An 18566-nucleotide genomic window follows, 5' to 3' on the forward strand; every position below is an offset into this window, starting at 1 on the left:
GGAAAATTAGTGGTTTGCGCACTGAAGTCAACTGATGCTTCGACGAAACCGGACAAGCGGTAGTTGGATCTGCCTTAATTCCTCTTCACCGACCTTCGCACCATGAGCGCCATTTATGACGTCCTGATACTTGGCCGCGGCATCGCGGGTGCCGTTCTGGCGGAAGAATGCCGTTCCCGTGGCCTCACCTTCCACGTGTTCGATCGTAAGCGCGAGGGCAACGCCTCCGTGGCAAGTGGCGGCGCGGTGAACCCGGTGGTACTGCGCCGCAACGTGCCCTGCTGGCGGGCGAGCGAACTGATGCCCTTGACGCGGACTTTCTATGGCGCATGGCAGGAACATCTTGGCATCACCTGCTGGCATCCCACCGCTTTGGTGAAGATCTTCCCGACGCCGAACGAGGTGAAGCAGTGGGCACGGGCGATGGCGGAACCGGGCACCTTGCCTTTCATCGCCAGCAGGCCCGAACCGGAGATCGATGCGGCACCCTTGCGGGCACCGCACGGCTATGGCACAGTGATCGACGCCGCCTGGCTGGATGTGCAGATGCTGCTCAGCTCCCAGCGGGAAGAGCTACTGCGCCAAGGGGAGCTCACCGAGCGGGATGTGGACGGAACTGAGGTCCGACCGGGTCCGGAAGGTGTCCGGATCGGTGATGTACAAGGCCGCTGGCTCATCCATTGTACAGGCCCCTTCGCCAGCGATGCCGGGCTTGTTCCCGTAAAGGGTGAAACCCTGACCGTGCGCATACCGGGCCTGCACCTAACACGGACGGTACATGGCGGCGTGGGCCTGTTGCCCTTGGGCGGGGATCTCTACCGGGTGGGTGCTACGTTCAAGTGGACGGACGTATGGGAAGGCCCGACGGAGGAGGCCCGCGCATGGCTGCTGGCAAAATTGGGAGCGATCGTGAAAGCGCCTATCGAAGTGGTCGGGCAGAATGCCGGAGTGCGGCCCACCTCACAGGACCGGAGGCCGATACTTGGCAAGACCGGAGAGCGTGAGGCGGTGTTCAACGGCCTCGGTGCGCGCGGTGTGATGCTGGCGCCGTGGTGCGCAGAGCGCTTGCTGGACCACTTGTTCGACGGCGACCCGTTGGATGAGGAAGTACGCAGTGACCGGTTCACCTAAGTCCAAGCGGTTTTGCGGTCTCCCCTCCTTCCCCGAAGGAGGGGTTGGGGAACGGTCCGGGCAATGACGCGGGCAAAGCAATACACCTCACCTGCTCCCTCCCGGCGACGGATGCATCACCTGATCGAGCCCGTCCGGGAAATACCTGTCGGCGAGCTTCACGAACTCGTCACCGCGCATGAAGTAGCTCATATTGATGTCCTCCACGCGCTCCAACCCGCACGCCGCAAGCAGTTCCATCAGGGAGAGCAAGGTGTTGATGTGGAAATGATAGACGCGCTCGCTCTTGTCGGCCACGTTCAGGCCGCGCACCAAGCCTCTGTCCTGGGTGGTGATGCCGGTGGGGCAGTCATTGGTATTACAGCGCAGCGCTTGGATGCAACCCAAGGAGAACAGGAAGCCGCGGGCACTGTTGCAGAGGTCCGCACCCAAGCCGAGCATTTTCATCAAGCTGGCGGAGGTAAGCACCTTCCCGCTGGCGATGATCTTGATCTCCCCGTGCAGCCCGAAGCGTTCAAGTGTGCGGCGCACGAACATCAAGGCGGGCTCGATGGGCATGCCGACGGAGTCCGTGAACTCCAAGGGCGAAGCTCCGGTCCCGCCTTCCGCACCGTCCACGGTGATGAAGTCCGGGCGCTTGCCGGTGGTCACCATTTTTTCACACAGTTCGGTGAACTCCTCGGTCCGGCCGATGCAGAGTTTGAAGCCCACAGGGAGACCGCCGCTGAGCTCGCGCAACAGGCAGATGAAGTCGAGAAAACCGTCCGCGTTGGTGAAGGCGGTGTGGCCGGGAGGGGAGATCACCGTGGTGTGCGGCTCCAAGTGCCGGATGCGTGCGATCTCCGGGGAGTTCTTCACCGCAGGGAGCACGCCGCCGTGGCCGGGCTTTGCGCCTTGTGAGATCTTCAGCTCGATCATGCGCACCTGCGGGTGCTCGGCCACCTTGGTGCGGAACAGCTCGGAGTCGAAGTTGCCCTCCTTGGTGCGGCATCCGAAGTAGCCGGTACCGATCTGCCACACCAGATCTCCGCCGTTCTTCAGGTGGTGGTCGCTGAGGCCGCCTTCTCCGGTGTTGTGGTAGAAGCCGCCCTTCTTCGCTCCGGCGTTGAGGGCCAGCACGGCACGGTCGCTCAGGGCACCGAAGCTCATGGCGGAGACATTCAACAAGGAGGCACTGTACGGCCTTTTACAATAAGCGCCGCCGATGGTCACCCGTGGTGGATCGGCGGGGCGCTCCTTGGGATAGATCGAATGGCGGATGCCCTCGTAGTTGCCGGCGTTGATGTCCAGCTGTGTCCCGAACGGCACGGTATCGCCCACGTTCTTCGCGCGCTGGTAGGCCAGTGAACGCTGCTGCCTGCTGAAGGGCCGTCCGTCCGTATGGCGCTCGATGAAGTACTGTTGGATCTCCGGGGCGATGAACTCGAGGGCATAGCGCACATAGCCCAGCACCGGGAAATTCCTCAGGATGGTGTGCCGCGGCTGCACCGCATTGTAGATGCCCAGCAGAAAAAGCGGTATCGCCACGGCATAGGCCCAGTAGTAGCGATGGTCAAACCACCCGATGAGGGCGATGGCAAATAGCAGGAGGGTGCCGATGAGGTAGAATAGCTTGCGCATGGCGGTGAAATTAAATGAGCTGGTACAGTATGGCCGGGAAGGCTTCCAGAATTAAGGCAACGAGGAAACAACTCCGGACCGAAAAGCTGCGTTCATCCCGTTCCGTAATTGATCCTTCCGGTGCTGCGGACCGCAACTTTGGATACGGGTGGAAGAGCATTCCCGCGTTTCGCACCAACCGTACCTTTGCCGCTCCTTCCCATAAAGGCCCAACGGACACCCCATGAGCGACGCGATCAAGCACGAATGCGGTCTGGCCTTCATCCGCTTGCGCAAACCGTTGGCACACTTTCAGGAGCGGTACGGTAGCGCGCTGTACGGCCTCACCAAGCTGTACTTGCTGATGGAGAAGCAGCACAACCGCGGCCAGGACGGTGCGGGCGTGGCCACCATTAAACTGGACCCGCTGCCGGGAGCCAACTTCATCGATCGCGACCGCAGCACTTCGAAGGACGCCATCCAGCTGATCTTCGACCGTATCCACAAGGGGATCGGTGCAGCGCTGGTGGAATACCCCAAAGCGGAGAACGATGCCGAGCTGTTGAAGCAGACCGCGCCCTACGTGGGCGAATTGCTGCTGGGCCACTTACGCTATGCCACTTTCGGCAAGGACGAGCTGGAGAACTGCCACCCGCGCCGCCGCCTCAGTAATTGGATCACGCGCAACCTCGTGGTGGCCGGCAACTTCAACATGACCAACGTGGACGAGCTTTTCAATCTGCTCGTCAGCATCGGCCAAACGCCGAAGGAACGCAGCGACACCATGACGGTGCTGGAGAAGATCGGGCACTACCTGGACATGGAGAACGAGCGGCTGCGCGGCATTTACCACCAGCTCGGCTACAACGACCGGCAGATCACCAAGATGATCGAGGAGAAGCTGGACGTGAAGAGCATCCTGCAACAGAGCGCGATCGACTTTGACGGAGGCTACGCGCTGGCGGGCCTCATCGGTCATGGCGATGCCTTCGTGCTGCGTGACCCCGCCGGCATCCGTCCGTGCTTCTGGTATGCCGATGACGAAGTGGTGGTGGCCGCCAGCGAACGTCCTGCGATACAGACGGCCTTTGGCCTGAAAGTGGAGCAGGTACATGAACTGGAGCCGGGCAAAGCCTTGATCGTGAAGAAAGACGGCTCCTATTCCACCGAAGAGATCCTGCCGCCCTTGGAAAAACGTTCGTGCAGTTTCGAGCGCATCTACTTCAGCCGGGGCAGCGATATGGACGTATACCGCGAGCGCATTGCATTGGGCCGATCCGTGTGCCCCGCGATCTTGGAAATGATCGACCACGACTTGGAGAACACGGTGTTCTCATTCATTCCAAACACTGCGGAAGTGGCCTGCTACGGCATGTTAAAGCAGATGGAGGACGAACTGGACCATGTGAAGGAACGCCGCATCCTGGAGCTGGGCCCGAAGCCCGACCCGGCGAAGTTGCGGGCCATCCTTGCATTGCGTCCGCGATTGGAGAAAGTGGCGATCAAGGACGCGAAACTGCGCACCTTCATCACCAACGAGAACTCGCGCGCGGACCTCGTGGCGCACGTCTACGACATCACCTACGGCACCGTGCGTCCCGGCGTGGATTCGCTGGTGGTGATCGACGACAGCATCGTGCGCGGCACCACGCTGAAGCAGAGCATCCTGAAAATGCTGGACCGGCTCGAGCCGAAGAAGATCGTGGTAGTGAGCAGCGCACCGCAGATCCGCTACCCCGATTGCTACGGCATCGACATGGCAAAGATGGGCGACCTCGCAGCCTTCCAAGCGGCCATTTCCCTCCTGAAAGAGACCAAGCAAGAGAACATCATCGACGACGTGTATGACCGTTGCCTCGCCATGGTGGACAAGCCGATCACGGAGCAGACCAACATCGTGAAGGACATCTATCGGCCGTTCACCGCGGAGCAGATCAGCAAGCGGATCGGTGAACTGTTGACCTCTCCGGAGATCAAGGCGGAGGTGAACATCGTGTACCAAAGCATCGAGGGCCTGCACGCCGCCTGCCCGGACCATACGGGTGATTGGTACTTCACCGGCGACTACCCCACTCCGGGCGGCAACCGTGTGGTGAACCGGGCATACATCAACTGGAGGCAGGGGAAGAACGTACGGGCATACTAAGGTTGTGAGATAAGCTGCAGGGGCGCGGAGGCGCGAATACCAGACACCCTTCCTGAACCAAGGTTTTCACCACCCTCTTTTACACGCTGCATTGCCTTGCGCTCGTTGCGAACGTTGCGTTTGAAAAAAACAGCGACCTGAAATCTCTGCGATTAAAAACACTTTAACCCCAACGCCCGGCGGTAAGTCGAGTCGGCCACGGCGTGCTGTCCCCAGTACGGTTCCATCACTTGTTTTTTTAGTCGTGCGGAGGTAGTGAGCGAGTGCGCTTTTTCGCCGAAGCCGTCGGGGCGAGTTTCATCCCAGCCGAAGATCACATGCGGAAAGGCGGTGCCGAAGTGGATGGATACCATGCGGTCCAATGATGCGAAGCGCATGCTGTAAGTGCTGGTGTCGCCTTGTGTGGTGAGCGCTGCTTCCACCTTCACGGGTTGTGCGGGCTTGTGCATCAGGCGCAGGTAGCTCAGCGTGGGCAGCATGTCCACCGTGCCCGTGGGAAGCTTCGTCGGGTCGATGCGGATCTGGTTCATGATGTCGTCCTCCAGCGCGACGTGGTCGATCGTGCCGTTCTTATCGCCATCGGCCTGGAAGTAGCTGCGCAGCTCGTAGCGATAACCGTCGGCCTGCCGGTTCAGTTGCATGAACATCTGTCCGCACCAGTCCTGCGTGCTGCAGCTCACCTTCATCGGCGGCGTGCCGTCCACGGGGCTGAAGGTGCTTGTCATCAATGAGTAGTCGTAGATGCCGGTGACGAAGCGGTCGATCCGGTTCAGCTTCAACACGCTGGTGTGCGGTGCATCGCCTTGGCCTTCATACTTGACTTGTGCGCTATCGAGAACATCCTCCGTGACGAAGACGAGCACTGCATTACCATCGCGCAACTCGCCGTAGCGCGCTTGGGTGAGCGCGTAGTGGCTCAACTCCGCCTTGCCTTGGTGCCAGTAGGTGTTGAATTCCGCAGAAGGGGCGACGCCTACGGACTTTGTTTCAGGACTGTGCGTTTCCGAAGGGCCAGCTGAACAAGTGGCCAGCAATACGGTGATGGCACCGACACCGATCGCTAATGGCCATGTGCGTTTCATGGTACAAAGTTCGGGAATGGTTTTTACCGCAACGCGCGCCACGAACGCAACGAAAATCGATGGTTAACCGCAGAGGGCGCGGAGTTCGCGGAGGAGGAGTGTCATAACGATCACGACGAGTTTGCACTCTCTGCGCTCTCCGTGGCTCCAACAACCGTGACACATCTCACTAACCCTCCCGCTCCCACCCGGTAGCTTCGCGCCGCGATCGCATGCTGCACTATTGGGACATCATCGTCGGCTCTTATACGGGCTACTGGAACTACCTCGTGGGGGAGATCACGCACCTGCGCTGGCACAACTACTTCTGGTGGTTCGTGGGGCGTTCGCGAGGAACAAGATTCACTGTTCCACAGCCCGTATATCTGACATCCAGCGCAACACACGAAGGCGCATCTCCGGAGGGGATGGTCCCATGGCGATCGGCTGGCTCACAATGCAATTCAGTTGAACATCAAGCCCATTCACTATTCGATATCCGAGAATCTGCCTTTGTGAGGTACTCCCCATTCACTGGACACGTTTCAGGCGTTTGTTAGTGTGAATTGGGGTTCAACAAGGTTTGGTGTCAGGGTACGGTTCCGGGTATCGGGCAGACCAAAGTAAAGGTGTGCCGGGGTCAGTCCATCCAGGTGCTGGTGTGGTCGTTGGTGGTTGTAATAGGCGAAGTACTCGGCCAGAAGGCTGCGCAGCTCATTCCCATCGGCGGGGCTATGGCGATAGACGCATTGCTGCTTCACGCTTCTCCAAAGTCGTTCGATGAACGCATTGTCCGTAGCCCGGCCCTTGCCATCCATGCTCACCTTGATGCCTTCCTGGATCAACGCCCCGGTAAAGAGGTCGCTGGTGTATTGGCTGCCTTGGTCGGTATTGAAGATCATTGGTGCAGGATATTGCAACAGCGCACCATGCAAAGCTTCCAGACAGAAGGAGGTGTCCAAGGTGTTGCTGATCGCCAAGAGAGCACGTAGCGGCTGTGCCAGTCCATCACGGCGGTGAGATACAGGAACCCTTTGCCCATGGCGATGTAGGTGATGTCGGTGCTCCAAACATGCCCCGGAGCTTCAATCTGCACACCTCTCAACAAGTAGGGATAGACCCTATGCCCGTTGGCGGGTTTGCTCAGGTCAGGCTTGGGCGCAACGGCCTCCAAGCCCATTAGCCGAAGGAGCCTGCGCACCCGCTTTTCGTTCACCCAATAGCCCTTTTCAAGCCTCAGAAAGTCGCGCATGCCGATCACTCCATGGAAGCAATGCTTGGTGTACTCTTCATCCATCAAACGCATCAATTCCAAGTTCAACGCTTTCTCCTTTGGGCTGATAGTAGAAGCTGCTGCGTGCAGGTCCAGCGCCTGGCAGCGCTCCATGATGCTGCCTTCCTGCACGGTGGCAATGGCATGCCGCTTTTGTGCCACGCTCATCGGACTGTTTTTTTTAGCAGGTCGTTCTCCATTTTCAACCTGCCGATCTCGGCGAACAACTTTTCGGGGTCGTGACCACCTGGCATGGCGGAGGACGCCGTCGGGGTCCCTTCAAAGACCCCAGCGGCGTTCTCCGCCAACTGCTTCTTCCATTGGCCGATCTGTGCTGGTGCGATCTCAAAGCGCATCGCCAGCTCTGCCATCGTATGGTTCTCCTTCACGGCCTCAAGCGCAACTTGAGCCTTGAACGCGGGAGTGAACTTCCTTCTGCTTTTTCGGGTCATCCTTGGACAAGTTTAGCCACCTTAGCTACCTGTCCAGTTTTTGGGGAGTACTACAGGTGGCCATCGACAGAGTTTGAAACAATACCCACTTCTGGGTAATTTGTGATGGGCGAGAACCTGGCTTGTTCGACAAACGCGACTCGTTCTGTGATCATTACGGTTGGTTCAAAAGAGATAGAGGCAAGCCGTCCGCCTGATTTCACGATTATCTTGATGTCCATGGGAAAGCACACATTTTGCCTCACACTGTAGCGCTTGTGCTTCAACCCGTGACACATCTCACCAAGCCTCCCTTTCCCACCCGGTAGCTTCGCGCCGCGCAACATGCAACACTATTGGGACATCATCGTCAACTCCTACACGGGTTACTGGAACTACCTCCTGGGGGAGATCTCACACCTCAGCTGGCACAACTACTTCTGGTGGCTGGTGGGGCTCTCGCTCTTCGCGTGGACGGCGGAGATCCTCTTTCCGTGGCGCAAGGACCAGCCGCGCATCCGGCAAGATTTCTGGCTGGACGGCTTCTACATGTTCTTCAACTATTTCCTCTTCTCGCTGATCGCCTACAACGCGGTGAGCAACGTGGCGGTGGACCTCTTCAACAGCGCGCTGGCAGGTATCGGCATCACCAATATCGTAGCCATCCAGGTCGGGTCTTGGCCTCGTTGGGCACAACTCCTCACGCTCTTCTTAGTGGCGGACTTTATCCATTGGAACGTCCACCGCATGCTGCACCGTGTGCCGTGGATGTGGAAATTCCACCAAGTGCATCACAGTGTGAAACAGATGGGCTTCGCGGCGCACCTGCGCTTCCATTGGATGGAGAACGTGTTCTACAAAAGCGCGCAGTACATCCCGCTCGCCATGATCGGTTTCGGGCTGGAGGACTTTTTCATCGTCCACATTTTTGCCACCGCCATCGGGCACCTCAACCACAGCAACCTCAACCTCAGCTATGGTCCGCTGAAGTATGTGCTGAACAACCCACGGATGCACATCTGGCATCATGTGAAGGAGCTTCCCGCAGGTAGGAAATACGGCATCAACTACGGCATCAGCCTCAGCCTATGGGACTATCTCTTCGGCACCGCCGTGATCCCTTCCAACGGTCGTGATATCGAACTCGGCTTTCCCGGTGACGAGACGTTCCCGAAAAGATTCATCAAGCAACTTGCTTTTCCACCTACGAAAAAATGAACTTCGTCAACGATTGGAAAGTCTTGTTGCCCATGGCGATCTTGTTGGGCTTGATGCCCTTCTTCCCGGAACCGCACCTGTGGGGCAAACTGCGTTGGGTGGCCGGTGGCGCGCACGGCATGCAGACGATGGACTGGCTGGACATGCTGTGGCACGGTTTTCCCATCATTCTGCTGTTGAGGCTCGGTATCTTGCGGTTGATGCGCAAGCAACCTGTCACCTGATCACTCCTTCACAGATGCGCCATTCCCACTCTTCCATCCGGGCCATCGGCGTGCTATTCTTTCTGCTCTTTGGCGTGATCGGAGTTCATGCACAGCACGTGCAAGAACCGGCATACCAAGAGAAGTTGCAGCACCTGCTCTCGGACAAAACGCCCGTGATCGATGTGCCTCAACTGGCTAAGGAGCACGCGCCCATGTTGCTGGATGCCCGCCCCGCCGAGGAGTATGACGTGAGCCACATCGCCGGTGCGCGCCGCGTAGGCTATGGAGACTTCGATCTCTCCCGTGTGAAGGACCTGCCGAAAGACACCGCCATCGTTGTGTATTGTTCCATAGGCTATCGCAGTGAAAAGGTCACCGAGAAACTACTGAAGGCCGGCTTTACCAATGTGAAGAACCTCTATGGCGGCATCTTTGAATGGGTGAACACGGGCCACACCGTCGTGGACGATTCGGGGCAACCGACCGATCGCGTCCACGGCTACAACAAGAACTGGTCGCGCTGGGTGCTTAAAGGAGTGAAAGTTTATTAGTCATGGGTCCGGAGTCCTGAGTCAGGAGTCTCATCCGGGCCAGACTCCTGACTCCCGACTCACAGACTCCCGACTTCTCCCTTACCTTATGCACATGAACAACCTCATCACGAAGCATTGGAAACACGTTTTTATCGCATGCTTGTTCTCGCCCGTGGCGGAAGCGCAGGTGGACGGTTTCAACAAAGGCGCGGGCAACGTGGATGTGGTGGCTTCGCTCAGCTATGAGAAGGGTTTGGCCTATTACCTCGCGGAAGGCACCGCTGCGATCAAGCGTTCCCGGATCGCTGCTACGCTCTTTGCCGCAGGGGGCATCACGGAGGATCTGGATCTGCAGCTCAGCATCCCGTTCATCAGCAACAGCACCGAGGCGGGCTTTCAGGATGCCTCGGTCTACCTGAAGTGGCTACCCGTGAAGACCGCACTGGGTAAGGGGAAGCTCACGCTCGGCCCTGCGTTGGGATATAGCTTTCCGCTCACGGATTACCAGACCGAAGGCGTGAACGCGATCGGGCAACACGCCACAAGCGTGATCCCCATGGGCGTGGTGCAATACACCTGGGATGCGGGATGCTTCGTGAGCTTGGTTGGAGGTGAGGTGTTCGCCTCGGACCCAACGCCCGACGCACTTATCGGCACCTTGCGTTTCGGACATTTCAACACCAAGCATTACTGGGAGATCTACGTCCAAGGCCAGAAAGCGGACGGTGGCAAGAACTACCGGGGCATGGGCGAATTGGCGCCGATGAGCTTCACGCAGCTCGGCGTGGACTTCGTGAAGGCCGGAGGGAAATACTACCGGCCCGTTGGAAAACGCCTCGGGGTTGTAGGCGAGGTGAGTTACGTGCTCGCCGGGCGGAACGTGGACCAGGCGATATTGGTGGCCGGGTCGTTCATCGTAAAATTCCGGCGGTGAGAATTGGTCAAAGTGACGCGGATCATACCCTCACGCAACTCCCTTCACCAACCGCTCCACATAAGTTGTGCTTTCCAGCCCGGGGTAGTCCGAACGGATCGTTTGCCGGTCCGAGGTTCTCATGGTGCGAAGTTCAGGAAATGGATCTGGTCACCACGGAATAGATTTGTCCGCATGGGGGGCGGAGTGGGAAAACGCGAGTTCGATGACTGGGTGCATGCCCACACTGCGGACCTGCTCCGCTATACCAAGGCGCGCGTGCGCGAGGAGGCGATCGCCGAGGACCTGGTGCAGTTGGCTTTCATCGCCGCTTGGGAAGGCCGGGAGAAATTCGCGCAGCAGAGCAGCCCGCGCACCTGGCTCTTTTCCATTCTGAAGAACAAGATCGCCGACCATTGGCGCAAAGCTTACCGGGATCCCGTGGTCCATGGCCTGGAACCGATGGACGCGGATTTCTTCGCTGGCGACGGACATTGGGCCCCAGGGCACATCCCCCAGGAATGGGGCCTCGACGGACCGGATCAGGATGAACAACTCCAGCGCTTCCTCGCGGATTGCCTCCAGCAATTGCCTGTCCATTGGCGCGCTGCGGTGGAAATGAAATTTCTCAATGAGAAAGACGCCGGGGCCATCTGTCAGGAGCTGGGCATCACCGCGACGAACTACTGGCAACAGATCCACCGGGCGAAGGTGCGACTGCGCGAATGCATCAGCACCAAGATGAATAAGAACCACCGCCGTTGATATGGGACTCATGCAAACCCTCCTGCTCTCCTGCCGCAAGGCTGCGGAGCTCACCGAACGGCAGTCCTTCGCACCGCTTCCCGCCGGGCAAGCGGTCCAACTGTGGTTGCACGCCCGGATATGTGCCGGCTGTAAGGCATACCAGCAACAGAGCAAGCTGATCGACTCGCTCCTCGAACAACGTGGCGATACGACCGTGCCCCTGCCTACCGGGCCGCTGGAGGAACGCATCATAGCAGCGGTCGACAGTAATAAATAGAATACCCAAAACGCTTCCGATCAACATGTCAAAGAAGTATTACGACCCGGCGGACCTCGGCAAATTCGGTGATATCGCCGAGTTCCAGAAACCCTTGGCCGACAAGTTCTTCGCGTGGTACGGCGAGGTGTTCAAGGAAGGCGCGCTCACGGCACGGGAGAAATCCTTGATCGCGCTGGCCGTGGCCCATGGCGTGCAATGCCCTTACTGCATTGACGCATATAGCACCGACGCGCTGGAGAAAGGCTGCAGCGAGGCCCAGATGATGGAGGCCGTGCATGTGGCGGCCGCGATCCGCGGTGGGGCCACCTTGGTGCATGGCACACAGATGATGAACCATGTAAAGGACCTCACCGGGGCATGAAGAGCCTTCTGGCACAACACGCCTTGTTGAGCGCGACTTCCGAGCAACGGCTCGTGCTGGAGGATCCGGGTTCGGCACTACCGTTCTTCGCGGATAAACTTGCTCAAAGCGGACTGCCCGAGCTGCGTTCCAGCGAGCTGGAAGTGCTACAGCTCAACCTGGGCCGTATGTGCAACCAGACCTGCGTGCATTGCCACGTGGACGCCGGCCCCGACCGCAAGGAGCGCATGAGCCGCGAGGTAATGGAGGATTGCCTGCACTCGCTCGACGCACACCCGGTACACACGGTGGACCTCACCGGCGGCGCGCCGGAGATGCACCCGGATTTCCGCTGGTTCGTGGAACGACTGAGCGAGAAGGGCTGTCACATCATCGTGCGCTGCAACCTCACGATCATCCTCGCCAACAAGAAGTACCACGACCTGCCGGAATTCTATCGCAAGCACAAGGTGGAAGTAGTGAGCTCGCTGCCCTTCTACACCGCCGACAGAACAGACCGCCAGCGCGGCAAGGGCGTCTTCGAACATTCCATCGAAGCCTTGAAGATGCTGAACGCCGTGGGCTACGGCATGCCGGACAGCGACCTCCAGCTGAACCTCGTGTACAACCCAGCAGGCGCGTTCCTGCCCGGTTCACAGGATGAATTGGAGAAACAGTTCAAGAAAAGCCTGATGGCCGACCACGGCATCCGGTTCCACAAGCTGTTCGCCATTACCAACCTGCCCATCAGCCGCTTCCTGGATTACTTGGTCCGAAAGGAACACTACGAAGAATACATGGAACGCTTGGTGAACGCCTTCAACCCCGCCGCAGTGAAAGGCGTGATGTGCCGCAACATGATCTCCGTCTCGCACGACGGCAGCATCTTCGACTGCGACTTCAACCAGATGTTGGATCTGCCATTGAGCGCCGGCATGCCGCGCCACATCCGTGATCTGGCCAAGGCGAACGTTGAAGGTCGGGTCATCGTCACGGGCAGGCATTGCTACGGATGCACTGCCGGTGCGGGCAGCAGTTGCGGCGGCACTGTGGCATGAACAGCAGGCCGTTGCTTCTTGTATTTCTGCGGGCTCCCGTGTTGGGGAAAGTGAAGACGCGCTTGGCGGCCACACTCGGGAAGGAGCGTGCATTGGTGATCTACAAGCGGTTGCTGCAGCATACCATCGAAGAAGGCGCGAAACTTGGCGTGGACCGCCAAGCGTGGTACTCCGATGACATTCCGCCGAATGAGCCATGCGCTGTATTGGGCTACTCCGTGCATCAGCAGATCGGAGCGGACCTCGGTGAACGCATGCAACGCGCGTTCGACAACGGCTTTGTGAATGGACACGGGCCGATCATCATCATCGGTACGGACCTGCCGCAGCTCTCGGAGGCACTGCTGCGCGAAGCGTTGAAGGCGCTGGGAACACACGACGCGGTGATCGGTCCGGCCAATGATGGCGGCTACTACCTCTTGGGCCTGCGGAAGCCCTGTGCGGAGCTCTTCCAAGGAAAAACCTGGAGTACGGACACCGTTTTCAAGCGGACCACGGAAGACTTGGAACGGCTCGGCCGCACATGGGAAGCACTGCCGGAGCTGATCGACATCGACACCGAAGCGGACTTGGAGGCCACAGGGCTTCCTTAAGCGCTCCTTTCCCCTTTGTTCTCAGGCTTGTAAGCCATCGTTCGGGGGGCTACCTTTGCGTCCGATACCCTACTTAGAATCAATCCAAATAAGCCGATTATCGGCTGAGCCTGAACACTATGCTGAAGATCCAAGAACTCCATGCCCGGATCGAGGGCAAGGAAATACTGAAAGGTCTCAACCTGGAAGTGAAGGCGGGAGAGATCCATGCCATCATGGGGCCGAATGGCAGCGGCAAGAGCACGCTGGCCAATGTGCTCGCGGGCCGTTCCGAATATGAGGTCACCGGTGGCAGTGTAAGCTACTTTGGTGAAGACCTGTTGGAACTGGCCCCGGAGGAACGTGCTTGGAAGGGCATCTTTCTCGCATTCCAATATCCGGTGGAGATCCCCGGGGTGAGCAATATGAATTTCCTGCGTACCGCGCTGAACGAGAAGCGTAAGGCGAACGGCGAAGCGGAACTGGGCGGTAAGGACTTCCTCGCCTTGGTCCGCGAACGCGCAAAGCTGGTGGAGATGGACCCTGCATTGATGAACCGCAACCTCAACGTGGGCTTCAGCGGCGGTGAGAAGAAGCGCAACGAGATCTTCCAGATGTCCATGCTGGAACCCAAGCTCGGCATCCTTGACGAGACCGATAGCGGCCTGGACATCGACGCATTGCGCATCGTGGCCGGCGGCGTGAACAAACTGCGCACCGCCGACAACGCCTTCATCGTGGTGACGCACTACCAGCGCCTGCTGGACTACATCATCCCCGACGTGGTACACGTGATGGCGGACGGCAAGATCATCAAGAGCGGCCCGAAGGAACTGGCGCTGGAGCTTGAGGAGAAGGGATATGATTGGGTGAAGGGATGAATGCCGATCAGATGATAGCACACAGTAAGGGCGGAAGATCTTCCGCCCCGGAAGATCTATCTGATCCCAAGGTCACCGTGCTATCCGCAATGGAAGGCAGCACATGGCCCGGTGCTGCGGAAGCCTTAGCGCTCGCGCACGAGCTACCGATCCCGGACCGGCGTACCGAGAAGTGGAAATACACGCGCGTCACCAAGCTCTTCTCATCAAATTACGTCGCGCCCGTTGCGCCTGTTGACGTTGAACTTCCTGCACGTTTACCGTTCCCGACCACCCGCGTGGTTTTCGTCAACGGTCACTTCCGCGCAGACCTCAGCGATGATCTAAAAACGGACAAGGGCGTGGTGATCGACAGCATCACCCATCATCTCGGCCATGGCCCGTTGAAAGCGAACTACGGTCACATCGCTACCATCGGCGATCGCCTGTTCACGGCGATGAACACAGCCGGACCAACGGACGGCCTCATCATACTCGCTACCAAAGGTTCAAAGGCGAGCAAGCCGATCCACGTCCTGCGCATCACCATTGGTGAGAAGGGTGCTGCCCCGATGCTGATCCAGCCGCGCGACCTCTTCATGCTGCATGAAGGAGCGGAATTGGAAGTGATCGATGAGCACATCGCCATCGGCGAGACGGCCACTTCCTTGGTGAACGGCATTCGCGAAAGCGCGGTGGGCGAAGGTGCGAGCCTCACGTTGCATCTTTTGCAGAACGAAGCGGATGGCCCGGCGGACATCAACCTCGACAGCGTGACCGTAGCGGCCAAAGGACACTTCAGTATCGACACCACGACGCTTTACGGACCACTGGTGCGCAATGAGGTGAACGTATCGCTCGCCGGTCCCGAAGCGCATGCCGAACTGAGCGGTGTGTATCTCTTGGACGGCAACGCGCACTGCGACAACCACAGCTACATCGGCCACGACGTGCCGGACTGCACCAGCGACGAACTCTACAAAGGCATCGTGGCGGGAAAGGCCACGGGCGTCTTCAACGGCAAGGTCTTCGTTAAGCAGGACGCCCAACGCACCCGCGCCTACCAAAGCAACGCGAACATCCTGCAAGGCGATGATGCCCGCGTGTTCTCGAAGCCCGAGCTGGAGATCTACGCCGACGACGTGAAGTGCAGCCACGGATGCACCATCGGCCGCATGGACGAGCAAGCGATCTTCTATCTCCGTTCACGCGGCGTAAGCGAGGCAGAGGCGCGCCGCATGATGTCGCATGCCTTCATGACCAACGTGCTAGACCGGATCGTGAACCCGGATTGGCGGAAGCACCTGGAGGGAATGATCGACGCGAAATTGGAGGAGATCTGAATGACTACCACGAAGAACGCGAAGGACACAAAGGGTTTGACCACTCCAACCTTCTTCGCGCCCTTCGTGTCCTTAGCGGTATAAAACCATGACGCTCGCTACCATCACACCGGTCTTCAATGTGGAGGAGATCCGTGCGCAGTTCCCGATCTTGAAGGAACTGGTGCATGGCAAGCCACTGGTCTACTTCGACAACGCCGCCACCAGCCAAAAGCCGCGCCGTGTGATCAAGGCCGAGAGCGCCTACTACGCGACGATCAATGCCAACGTGCATCGCGGTGTACACACGTTGAGCACGCTGGCCACGGAAGCGCAGGAAGCCGCCCGCGAGACCGTCCGCGCGCACATCAACGCGAAGCATGCGCACGAGGTGATCTTCACCAGCGGCACCACGGCGAGCCTCAATCTCGCGGCAAGCAGCCTCGGCCAATTGCTGCTGAAAAAGGGCGATGAAGTGCTCATCAGCGGCATGGAGCACCACGCGAACATCGTCCAGTGGCAACTGGCATGCGAGCGCTACGGTGCGAAGCTGAAGGTGATCCCGATCACGGATTCCGGCGAACTCGTCATTCCGGGCCCGACCCGGAATCCCGGCGTGTTCACCGATCACACCAAGATCCTCGCGATCTCCCACGTCAGCAATACACTCGGCACGATCAATCCGATAAAGGAACTGATCGCGGAGGCGAAGAAGCGCGGCATCATCACCGTGGTGGACGGCGCGCAGGCCATCCCGCATTTGCCCGTGGACGTGCAGGACCTCGGCTGCGACCTCTATGCCTTCAGCGGGCACAAGATGTACGCGCCCACCGGCATCGGCGTGCTCTACGGGCGCGAGGAGCTGCTGGAGCAAATGCCACCGTGGCAAGGCGGCGGCGAGATGATCGACCAGGTCACCTTCGAGAAGACCACCTACGCCAAACTGCCCTTCAAGTTCGAGGCCGGCACGCCGCACATCGCGGGCATCATCGGCTTGGGCGAGGCCGTGCGCTGGATGCGGGATTACGACCTCAGCGCCATGGCCGCGCACGAGCATTCACTGTTGGAACACGCCACCAAGGAGTTACTTGCCATTGATGGCCTGCGCATTATCGGCACAGCGAAAGAAAAAGTGGGCGTGATCAGCTTCGTCATCGACCCAGCGCACCCTGAGGGTCTCGAAGGGCGCGCTGGAGCTGGTGTCCACCACTATGACCTCGGCACCTTGCTGGACCAACAAGGCATCGCGGTGCGCACGGGCCACCACTGTACGCAACCGCTGATGGAACGCTTCGGCGTGAGCGGGACCACGCGGGCCAGCTTCGCACCTTTCAATACGATCGCCGAGGTGGATGTCATGGTTGCGGCGACGAAGAAGGCGGTGAAGATGCTGCGATGATGGACACGACCTTGGAACAAGCCCAACAAGAGATCGTGGACGAGTTCGCGATGCTCGGCGATTGGCAGGATCGCTATGAGCAGCTGATCGAGCTGGGCAAGGAACTGCCGTTGATCGCTGCCGAATTCAAGACCGAAGAGAACCTCGTGCGCGGATGCCAGAGCCGCGTCTGGCTCACTGCCGAACCACGGGGAGAGACGGTCCATTTCACCGCGGATAGCGACGCGATGATCACCAAGGGATTGGTGGCGCTGCTGGTGCGCGTGTTGAACGATCGGACACCGCAGGAGATCATGAGCACACCGCTCACCTTCATCGACCGGATCGGCCTGCGCGAGCACCTTTCCCCCAACCGCAGCAATGGCGTGGTGGCCATGCTGGACCAGATGAAACGTTATGCACTGGCTTATTCCACGAAGTGATCATGCGAACACCTTTTCACCGCCACGACGCCACGAACGCAACGGTTTTCGCCACGTTGCGCAGCCTTGGCGTTCTTAGTGTCTTGGCGGTGTGAAATTCCTTGCGCTTAATGACCAACGACGAAAAGAAGCAATTGGAGGAGCGTGTGATCATGACCCTCAAGACGATCTATGACCCCGAGATCCCCGTGGACATCTACGAGCTGGGCCTGATCTACGATGTGGTGGTACGCGACGATGCGAGCATCTACATCAAAATGACTTTGACCAGCCCGGCTTGTCCGGTGGCCGGCACGTTGCCGGGCGAAGTGGAGGAGAAAGTGGCCGAGACCATGGGCGCGAACGGTGCCAAGGTGGAACTTACTTTCGAGCCTGCTTGGGACCGCAACATGATGAGCGAAGCCGCGCAGTTGGAGCTGGGGTTCATGTGAAAAAAAAGCCGCGGAGGCGCGGACCTGCCTACCGCAGGCAGGGGCGCAGAGAAGAAAAATAGAACCGCTACGACGCAACGATAGCGCAACGCAGATCCATGAGCGACGAAGGTTCCATCATCAATAAGGTCGCTTCCAGCGGTATTCAAACCTTGGACTTGGAGGATCTTTATCCGCATGGCGAACGCATCGTCTTCGATATCGCACCACTGCTGTGGGAGGGCATCGCGCTGAAGGAAAAAGACTTCCGTGCATTCGTGAAAGATCACCAATGGTCACAATACCAAGGCCAATTCGTTTCGGTACACTGCTCCGTGGATGCGATCATCCCAACATGGGCCTATATGTTGGTGGCCACGCATCTGCAACCTTATGCCGCTTTCGTAACACAGGGTGATGCCGGGCAACTGGAACGTGCCGTGTGTACGCGCTTCGTGCAGCTGTTGGATGTTGAACCCTATCGGGACGCCCGCATCGTGGTGAAGGGCTGCAGCAAGTTGCCGGTACCATTGAACAGCTACGTGGAACTTTCAGCGAAGCTGTTGCCCGTGGTGAAGAGCCTGATGTTCGGCGAACCCTGCAGCACCGTGCCGCTTTACAAGGCTCCGAAAGCATAGTCTACCT

At 58.9% G+C, this 18566-nt stretch carries 22 protein-coding genes; 17 read left to right on the forward strand and 5 right to left on the reverse strand.

Annotation, left to right across the window (positions count from 1 at the left end):
* The first annotated feature begins 102 nt into the window (after positions 1-102).
* The gene (locus IPP95_09810; GenBank protein QQS71483.1) at positions 103-1131 is read left to right on the forward strand and encodes an FAD-binding oxidoreductase; all 1029 of its coding nucleotides are present in this window, start codon (positions 103-105) and stop codon (positions 1129-1131) included.
* 87 nt (positions 1132-1218) lie between these two features.
* On the opposite strand, the gene IPP95_09815 is transcribed toward IPP95_09810, so the two are convergent.
* Positions 1219-2751, reverse strand: coding sequence for an FMN-binding glutamate synthase family protein (locus IPP95_09815; GenBank protein QQS71484.1), 1533 nt, complete (start codon positions 2749-2751; stop codon positions 1219-1221).
* 223 nt (positions 2752-2974) lie between these two features.
* On the opposite strand from IPP95_09815, the gene IPP95_09820 reads away from it, so the two are divergent.
* Positions 2975-4876 (forward strand): class II glutamine amidotransferase, encoded by a 1902-nt coding sequence (locus tag IPP95_09820; GenBank protein ID QQS71485.1) that lies wholly within the window; start codon positions 2975-2977, stop codon positions 4874-4876.
* 152 nt (positions 4877-5028) lie between these two features.
* Here the strand turns inward: IPP95_09820 and IPP95_09825 are convergent, their stop codons facing one another.
* From IPP95_09825 to IPP95_09840, 4 genes are all read right to left on the reverse strand, one after another.
* Complete coding sequence (locus IPP95_09825; GenBank protein ID QQS71486.1) at positions 5029-5958, reverse strand: septum formation inhibitor Maf; 930 nt, start codon at positions 5956-5958, stop codon at positions 5029-5031.
* Positions 5959-6482: 524 nt separating this feature from the next.
* The gene (locus tag IPP95_09830) at positions 6483-6899 is read right to left on the reverse strand and encodes a transposase (GenBank protein ID QQS71487.1); all 417 of its coding nucleotides are present in this window, start codon (positions 6897-6899) and stop codon (positions 6483-6485) included.
* Positions 6836-7378 carry an IS3 family transposase gene (locus IPP95_09835; GenBank protein ID QQS71488.1) on the reverse strand — a complete coding sequence of 181 codons (543 nt, stop codon included), beginning with the start codon at positions 7376-7378 and terminating at the stop codon, positions 6836-6838. Before IPP95_09835 ends, IPP95_09830 begins: the two co-directional genes overlap by 64 nt.
* Positions 7375-7662, reverse strand: coding sequence for a transposase (locus tag IPP95_09840; protein ID QQS71489.1), 288 nt, complete (start codon positions 7660-7662; stop codon positions 7375-7377). Before IPP95_09840 ends, IPP95_09835 begins: the two co-directional genes overlap by 4 nt.
* Before the next feature lie 324 nt (positions 7663-7986).
* Here IPP95_09840 and IPP95_09845 point away from each other — a divergent pair, with 324 nt between their 5' ends.
* From IPP95_09845 to IPP95_09915, 15 genes are all read left to right on the forward strand, one after another.
* Positions 7987-8859, forward strand: coding sequence for a sterol desaturase family protein (locus IPP95_09845; protein ID QQS71490.1), 873 nt, complete (start codon positions 7987-7989; stop codon positions 8857-8859).
* Complete coding sequence (locus tag IPP95_09850) at positions 8856-9083, forward strand: hypothetical protein (GenBank protein QQS71491.1); 228 nt, start codon at positions 8856-8858, stop codon at positions 9081-9083. Before IPP95_09845 ends, IPP95_09850 begins: the two co-directional genes overlap by 4 nt.
* A 14-nt stretch (positions 9084-9097) precedes the next feature.
* Entirely contained in the window at positions 9098-9616 is a 519-nt protein-coding gene (locus tag IPP95_09855; protein ID QQS71492.1) for a rhodanese-like domain-containing protein, read from the forward strand.
* A 94-nt stretch (positions 9617-9710) separates the two neighbouring features.
* Positions 9711-10532, forward strand: coding sequence for a hypothetical protein (locus tag IPP95_09860; protein ID QQS71493.1), 822 nt, complete (start codon positions 9711-9713; stop codon positions 10530-10532).
* A 174-nt stretch (positions 10533-10706) separates the two neighbouring features.
* Positions 10707-11276, forward strand: a complete 570-nt coding sequence (locus tag IPP95_09865; GenBank protein QQS71494.1) for a sigma-70 family RNA polymerase sigma factor — start codon at positions 10707-10709, stop codon at positions 11274-11276.
* Between the two features lies 1 nt (position 11277).
* Positions 11278-11535: a hypothetical protein gene (locus IPP95_09870; protein QQS71495.1), complete on the forward strand. Its 258-nt coding sequence runs from the start codon at positions 11278-11280 to the stop codon at positions 11533-11535.
* A gap of 25 nt (positions 11536-11560) precedes the next feature.
* Positions 11561-11899: a carboxymuconolactone decarboxylase family protein gene (locus IPP95_09875; protein QQS71496.1), complete on the forward strand. Its 339-nt coding sequence runs from the start codon at positions 11561-11563 to the stop codon at positions 11897-11899.
* The gene (arsS, locus tag IPP95_09880) at positions 11896-12936 is read left to right on the forward strand and encodes an arsenosugar biosynthesis radical SAM protein ArsS (GenBank protein QQS71497.1); all 1041 of its coding nucleotides are present in this window, start codon (positions 11896-11898) and stop codon (positions 12934-12936) included. Before IPP95_09875 ends, arsS begins: the two co-directional genes overlap by 4 nt.
* A gap of 41 nt (positions 12937-12977) precedes the next feature.
* Entirely contained in the window at positions 12978-13529 is a 552-nt protein-coding gene (locus tag IPP95_09885) for a TIGR04282 family arsenosugar biosynthesis glycosyltransferase (GenBank protein QQS71498.1), read from the forward strand.
* 119 nt (positions 13530-13648) lie between these two features.
* Positions 13649-14389 carry a Fe-S cluster assembly ATPase SufC gene (sufC, locus tag IPP95_09890; GenBank protein QQS71499.1) on the forward strand — a complete coding sequence of 247 codons (741 nt, stop codon included), beginning with the start codon at positions 13649-13651 and terminating at the stop codon, positions 14387-14389.
* 11 nt (positions 14390-14400) lie between these two features.
* Positions 14401-15711, forward strand: coding sequence for a Fe-S cluster assembly protein SufD (sufD, locus tag IPP95_09895; protein ID QQS71500.1), 1311 nt, complete (start codon positions 14401-14403; stop codon positions 15709-15711).
* Positions 15712-15799: 88 nt separating this feature from the next.
* Positions 15800-17089, forward strand: a complete 1290-nt coding sequence (locus tag IPP95_09900; GenBank protein QQS71501.1) for a cysteine desulfurase — start codon at positions 15800-15802, stop codon at positions 17087-17089.
* Positions 17089-17511 carry a SufE family protein gene (locus tag IPP95_09905; GenBank protein QQS74245.1) on the forward strand — a complete coding sequence of 141 codons (423 nt, stop codon included), beginning with the start codon at positions 17089-17091 and terminating at the stop codon, positions 17509-17511. The genes IPP95_09900 and IPP95_09905 overlap by 1 nt, the downstream gene beginning before the upstream one ends.
* A 110-nt stretch (positions 17512-17621) precedes the next feature.
* Entirely contained in the window at positions 17622-17942 is a 321-nt protein-coding gene (locus tag IPP95_09910; protein ID QQS71502.1) for a DUF59 domain-containing protein, read from the forward strand.
* Positions 17943-18040: 98 nt separating this feature from the next.
* Positions 18041-18559 carry a DUF2480 family protein gene (locus IPP95_09915; protein QQS71503.1) on the forward strand — a complete coding sequence of 173 codons (519 nt, stop codon included), beginning with the start codon at positions 18041-18043 and terminating at the stop codon, positions 18557-18559.
* Positions 18560-18566 lie beyond the last annotated feature (7 nt).

The organism is Flavobacteriales bacterium (assembly GCA_016700415.1).
In the GTDB taxonomy this organism is placed as follows: Bacteria; Bacteroidota; Bacteroidia; order Flavobacteriales_F; family PHOS-HE28; genus PHOS-HE28.

What these genes read in the sequence shown, in the direction of transcription:
- IPP95_09825 (QQS71486.1), bottom strand. Translation starts at nt 5,958, where the DNA reads ATGAAACGCACATGGCCATTAGCGATCGGTGTCGGTGCCATCACCGTA.
- sufD (QQS71500.1), top strand. Translation starts at nt 14,401, where the DNA reads ATGATAGCACACAGTAAGGGCGGAAGATCTTCCGCCCCGGAAGATCTA.
- IPP95_09875 (QQS71496.1), top strand. Translation starts at nt 11,561, where the DNA reads ATGTCAAAGAAGTATTACGACCCGGCGGACCTCGGCAAATTCGGTGAT.
- IPP95_09850 (QQS71491.1), top strand. Translation starts at nt 8,856, where the DNA reads ATGAACTTCGTCAACGATTGGAAAGTCTTGTTGCCCATGGCGATCTTG.
- IPP95_09900 (QQS71501.1), top strand. Translation starts at nt 15,800, where the DNA reads ATGACGCTCGCTACCATCACACCGGTCTTCAATGTGGAGGAGATCCGT.
- IPP95_09835 (QQS71488.1), bottom strand. Translation starts at nt 7,378, where the DNA reads ATGAGCGTGGCACAAAAGCGGCATGCCATTGCCACCGTGCAGGAAGGC.
- arsS (QQS71497.1), top strand. Translation starts at nt 11,896, where the DNA reads ATGAAGAGCCTTCTGGCACAACACGCCTTGTTGAGCGCGACTTCCGAG.
- IPP95_09815 (QQS71484.1), bottom strand. Translation starts at nt 2,751, where the DNA reads ATGCGCAAGCTATTCTACCTCATCGGCACCCTCCTGCTATTTGCCATC.
- IPP95_09820 (QQS71485.1), top strand. Translation starts at nt 2,975, where the DNA reads ATGAGCGACGCGATCAAGCACGAATGCGGTCTGGCCTTCATCCGCTTG.
- sufC (QQS71499.1), top strand. Translation starts at nt 13,649, where the DNA reads ATGCTGAAGATCCAAGAACTCCATGCCCGGATCGAGGGCAAGGAAATA.
- IPP95_09865 (QQS71494.1), top strand. Translation starts at nt 10,707, where the DNA reads ATGGGGGGCGGAGTGGGAAAACGCGAGTTCGATGACTGGGTGCATGCC.
- IPP95_09845 (QQS71490.1), top strand. Translation starts at nt 7,987, where the DNA reads ATGCAACACTATTGGGACATCATCGTCAACTCCTACACGGGTTACTGG.
- IPP95_09810 (QQS71483.1), top strand. Translation starts at nt 103, where the DNA reads ATGAGCGCCATTTATGACGTCCTGATACTTGGCCGCGGCATCGCGGGT.
- IPP95_09855 (QQS71492.1), top strand. Translation starts at nt 9,098, where the DNA reads ATGCGCCATTCCCACTCTTCCATCCGGGCCATCGGCGTGCTATTCTTT.
- IPP95_09905 (QQS74245.1), top strand. Translation starts at nt 17,089, where the DNA reads ATGGACACGACCTTGGAACAAGCCCAACAAGAGATCGTGGACGAGTTC.
- IPP95_09915 (QQS71503.1), top strand. Translation starts at nt 18,041, where the DNA reads ATGAGCGACGAAGGTTCCATCATCAATAAGGTCGCTTCCAGCGGTATT.
- IPP95_09910 (QQS71502.1), top strand. Translation starts at nt 17,622, where the DNA reads ATGACCAACGACGAAAAGAAGCAATTGGAGGAGCGTGTGATCATGACC.
- IPP95_09860 (QQS71493.1), top strand. Translation starts at nt 9,711, where the DNA reads ATGAACAACCTCATCACGAAGCATTGGAAACACGTTTTTATCGCATGC.
- IPP95_09870 (QQS71495.1), top strand. Translation starts at nt 11,278, where the DNA reads ATGGGACTCATGCAAACCCTCCTGCTCTCCTGCCGCAAGGCTGCGGAG.
- IPP95_09840 (QQS71489.1), bottom strand. Translation starts at nt 7,662, where the DNA reads ATGACCCGAAAAAGCAGAAGGAAGTTCACTCCCGCGTTCAAGGCTCAA.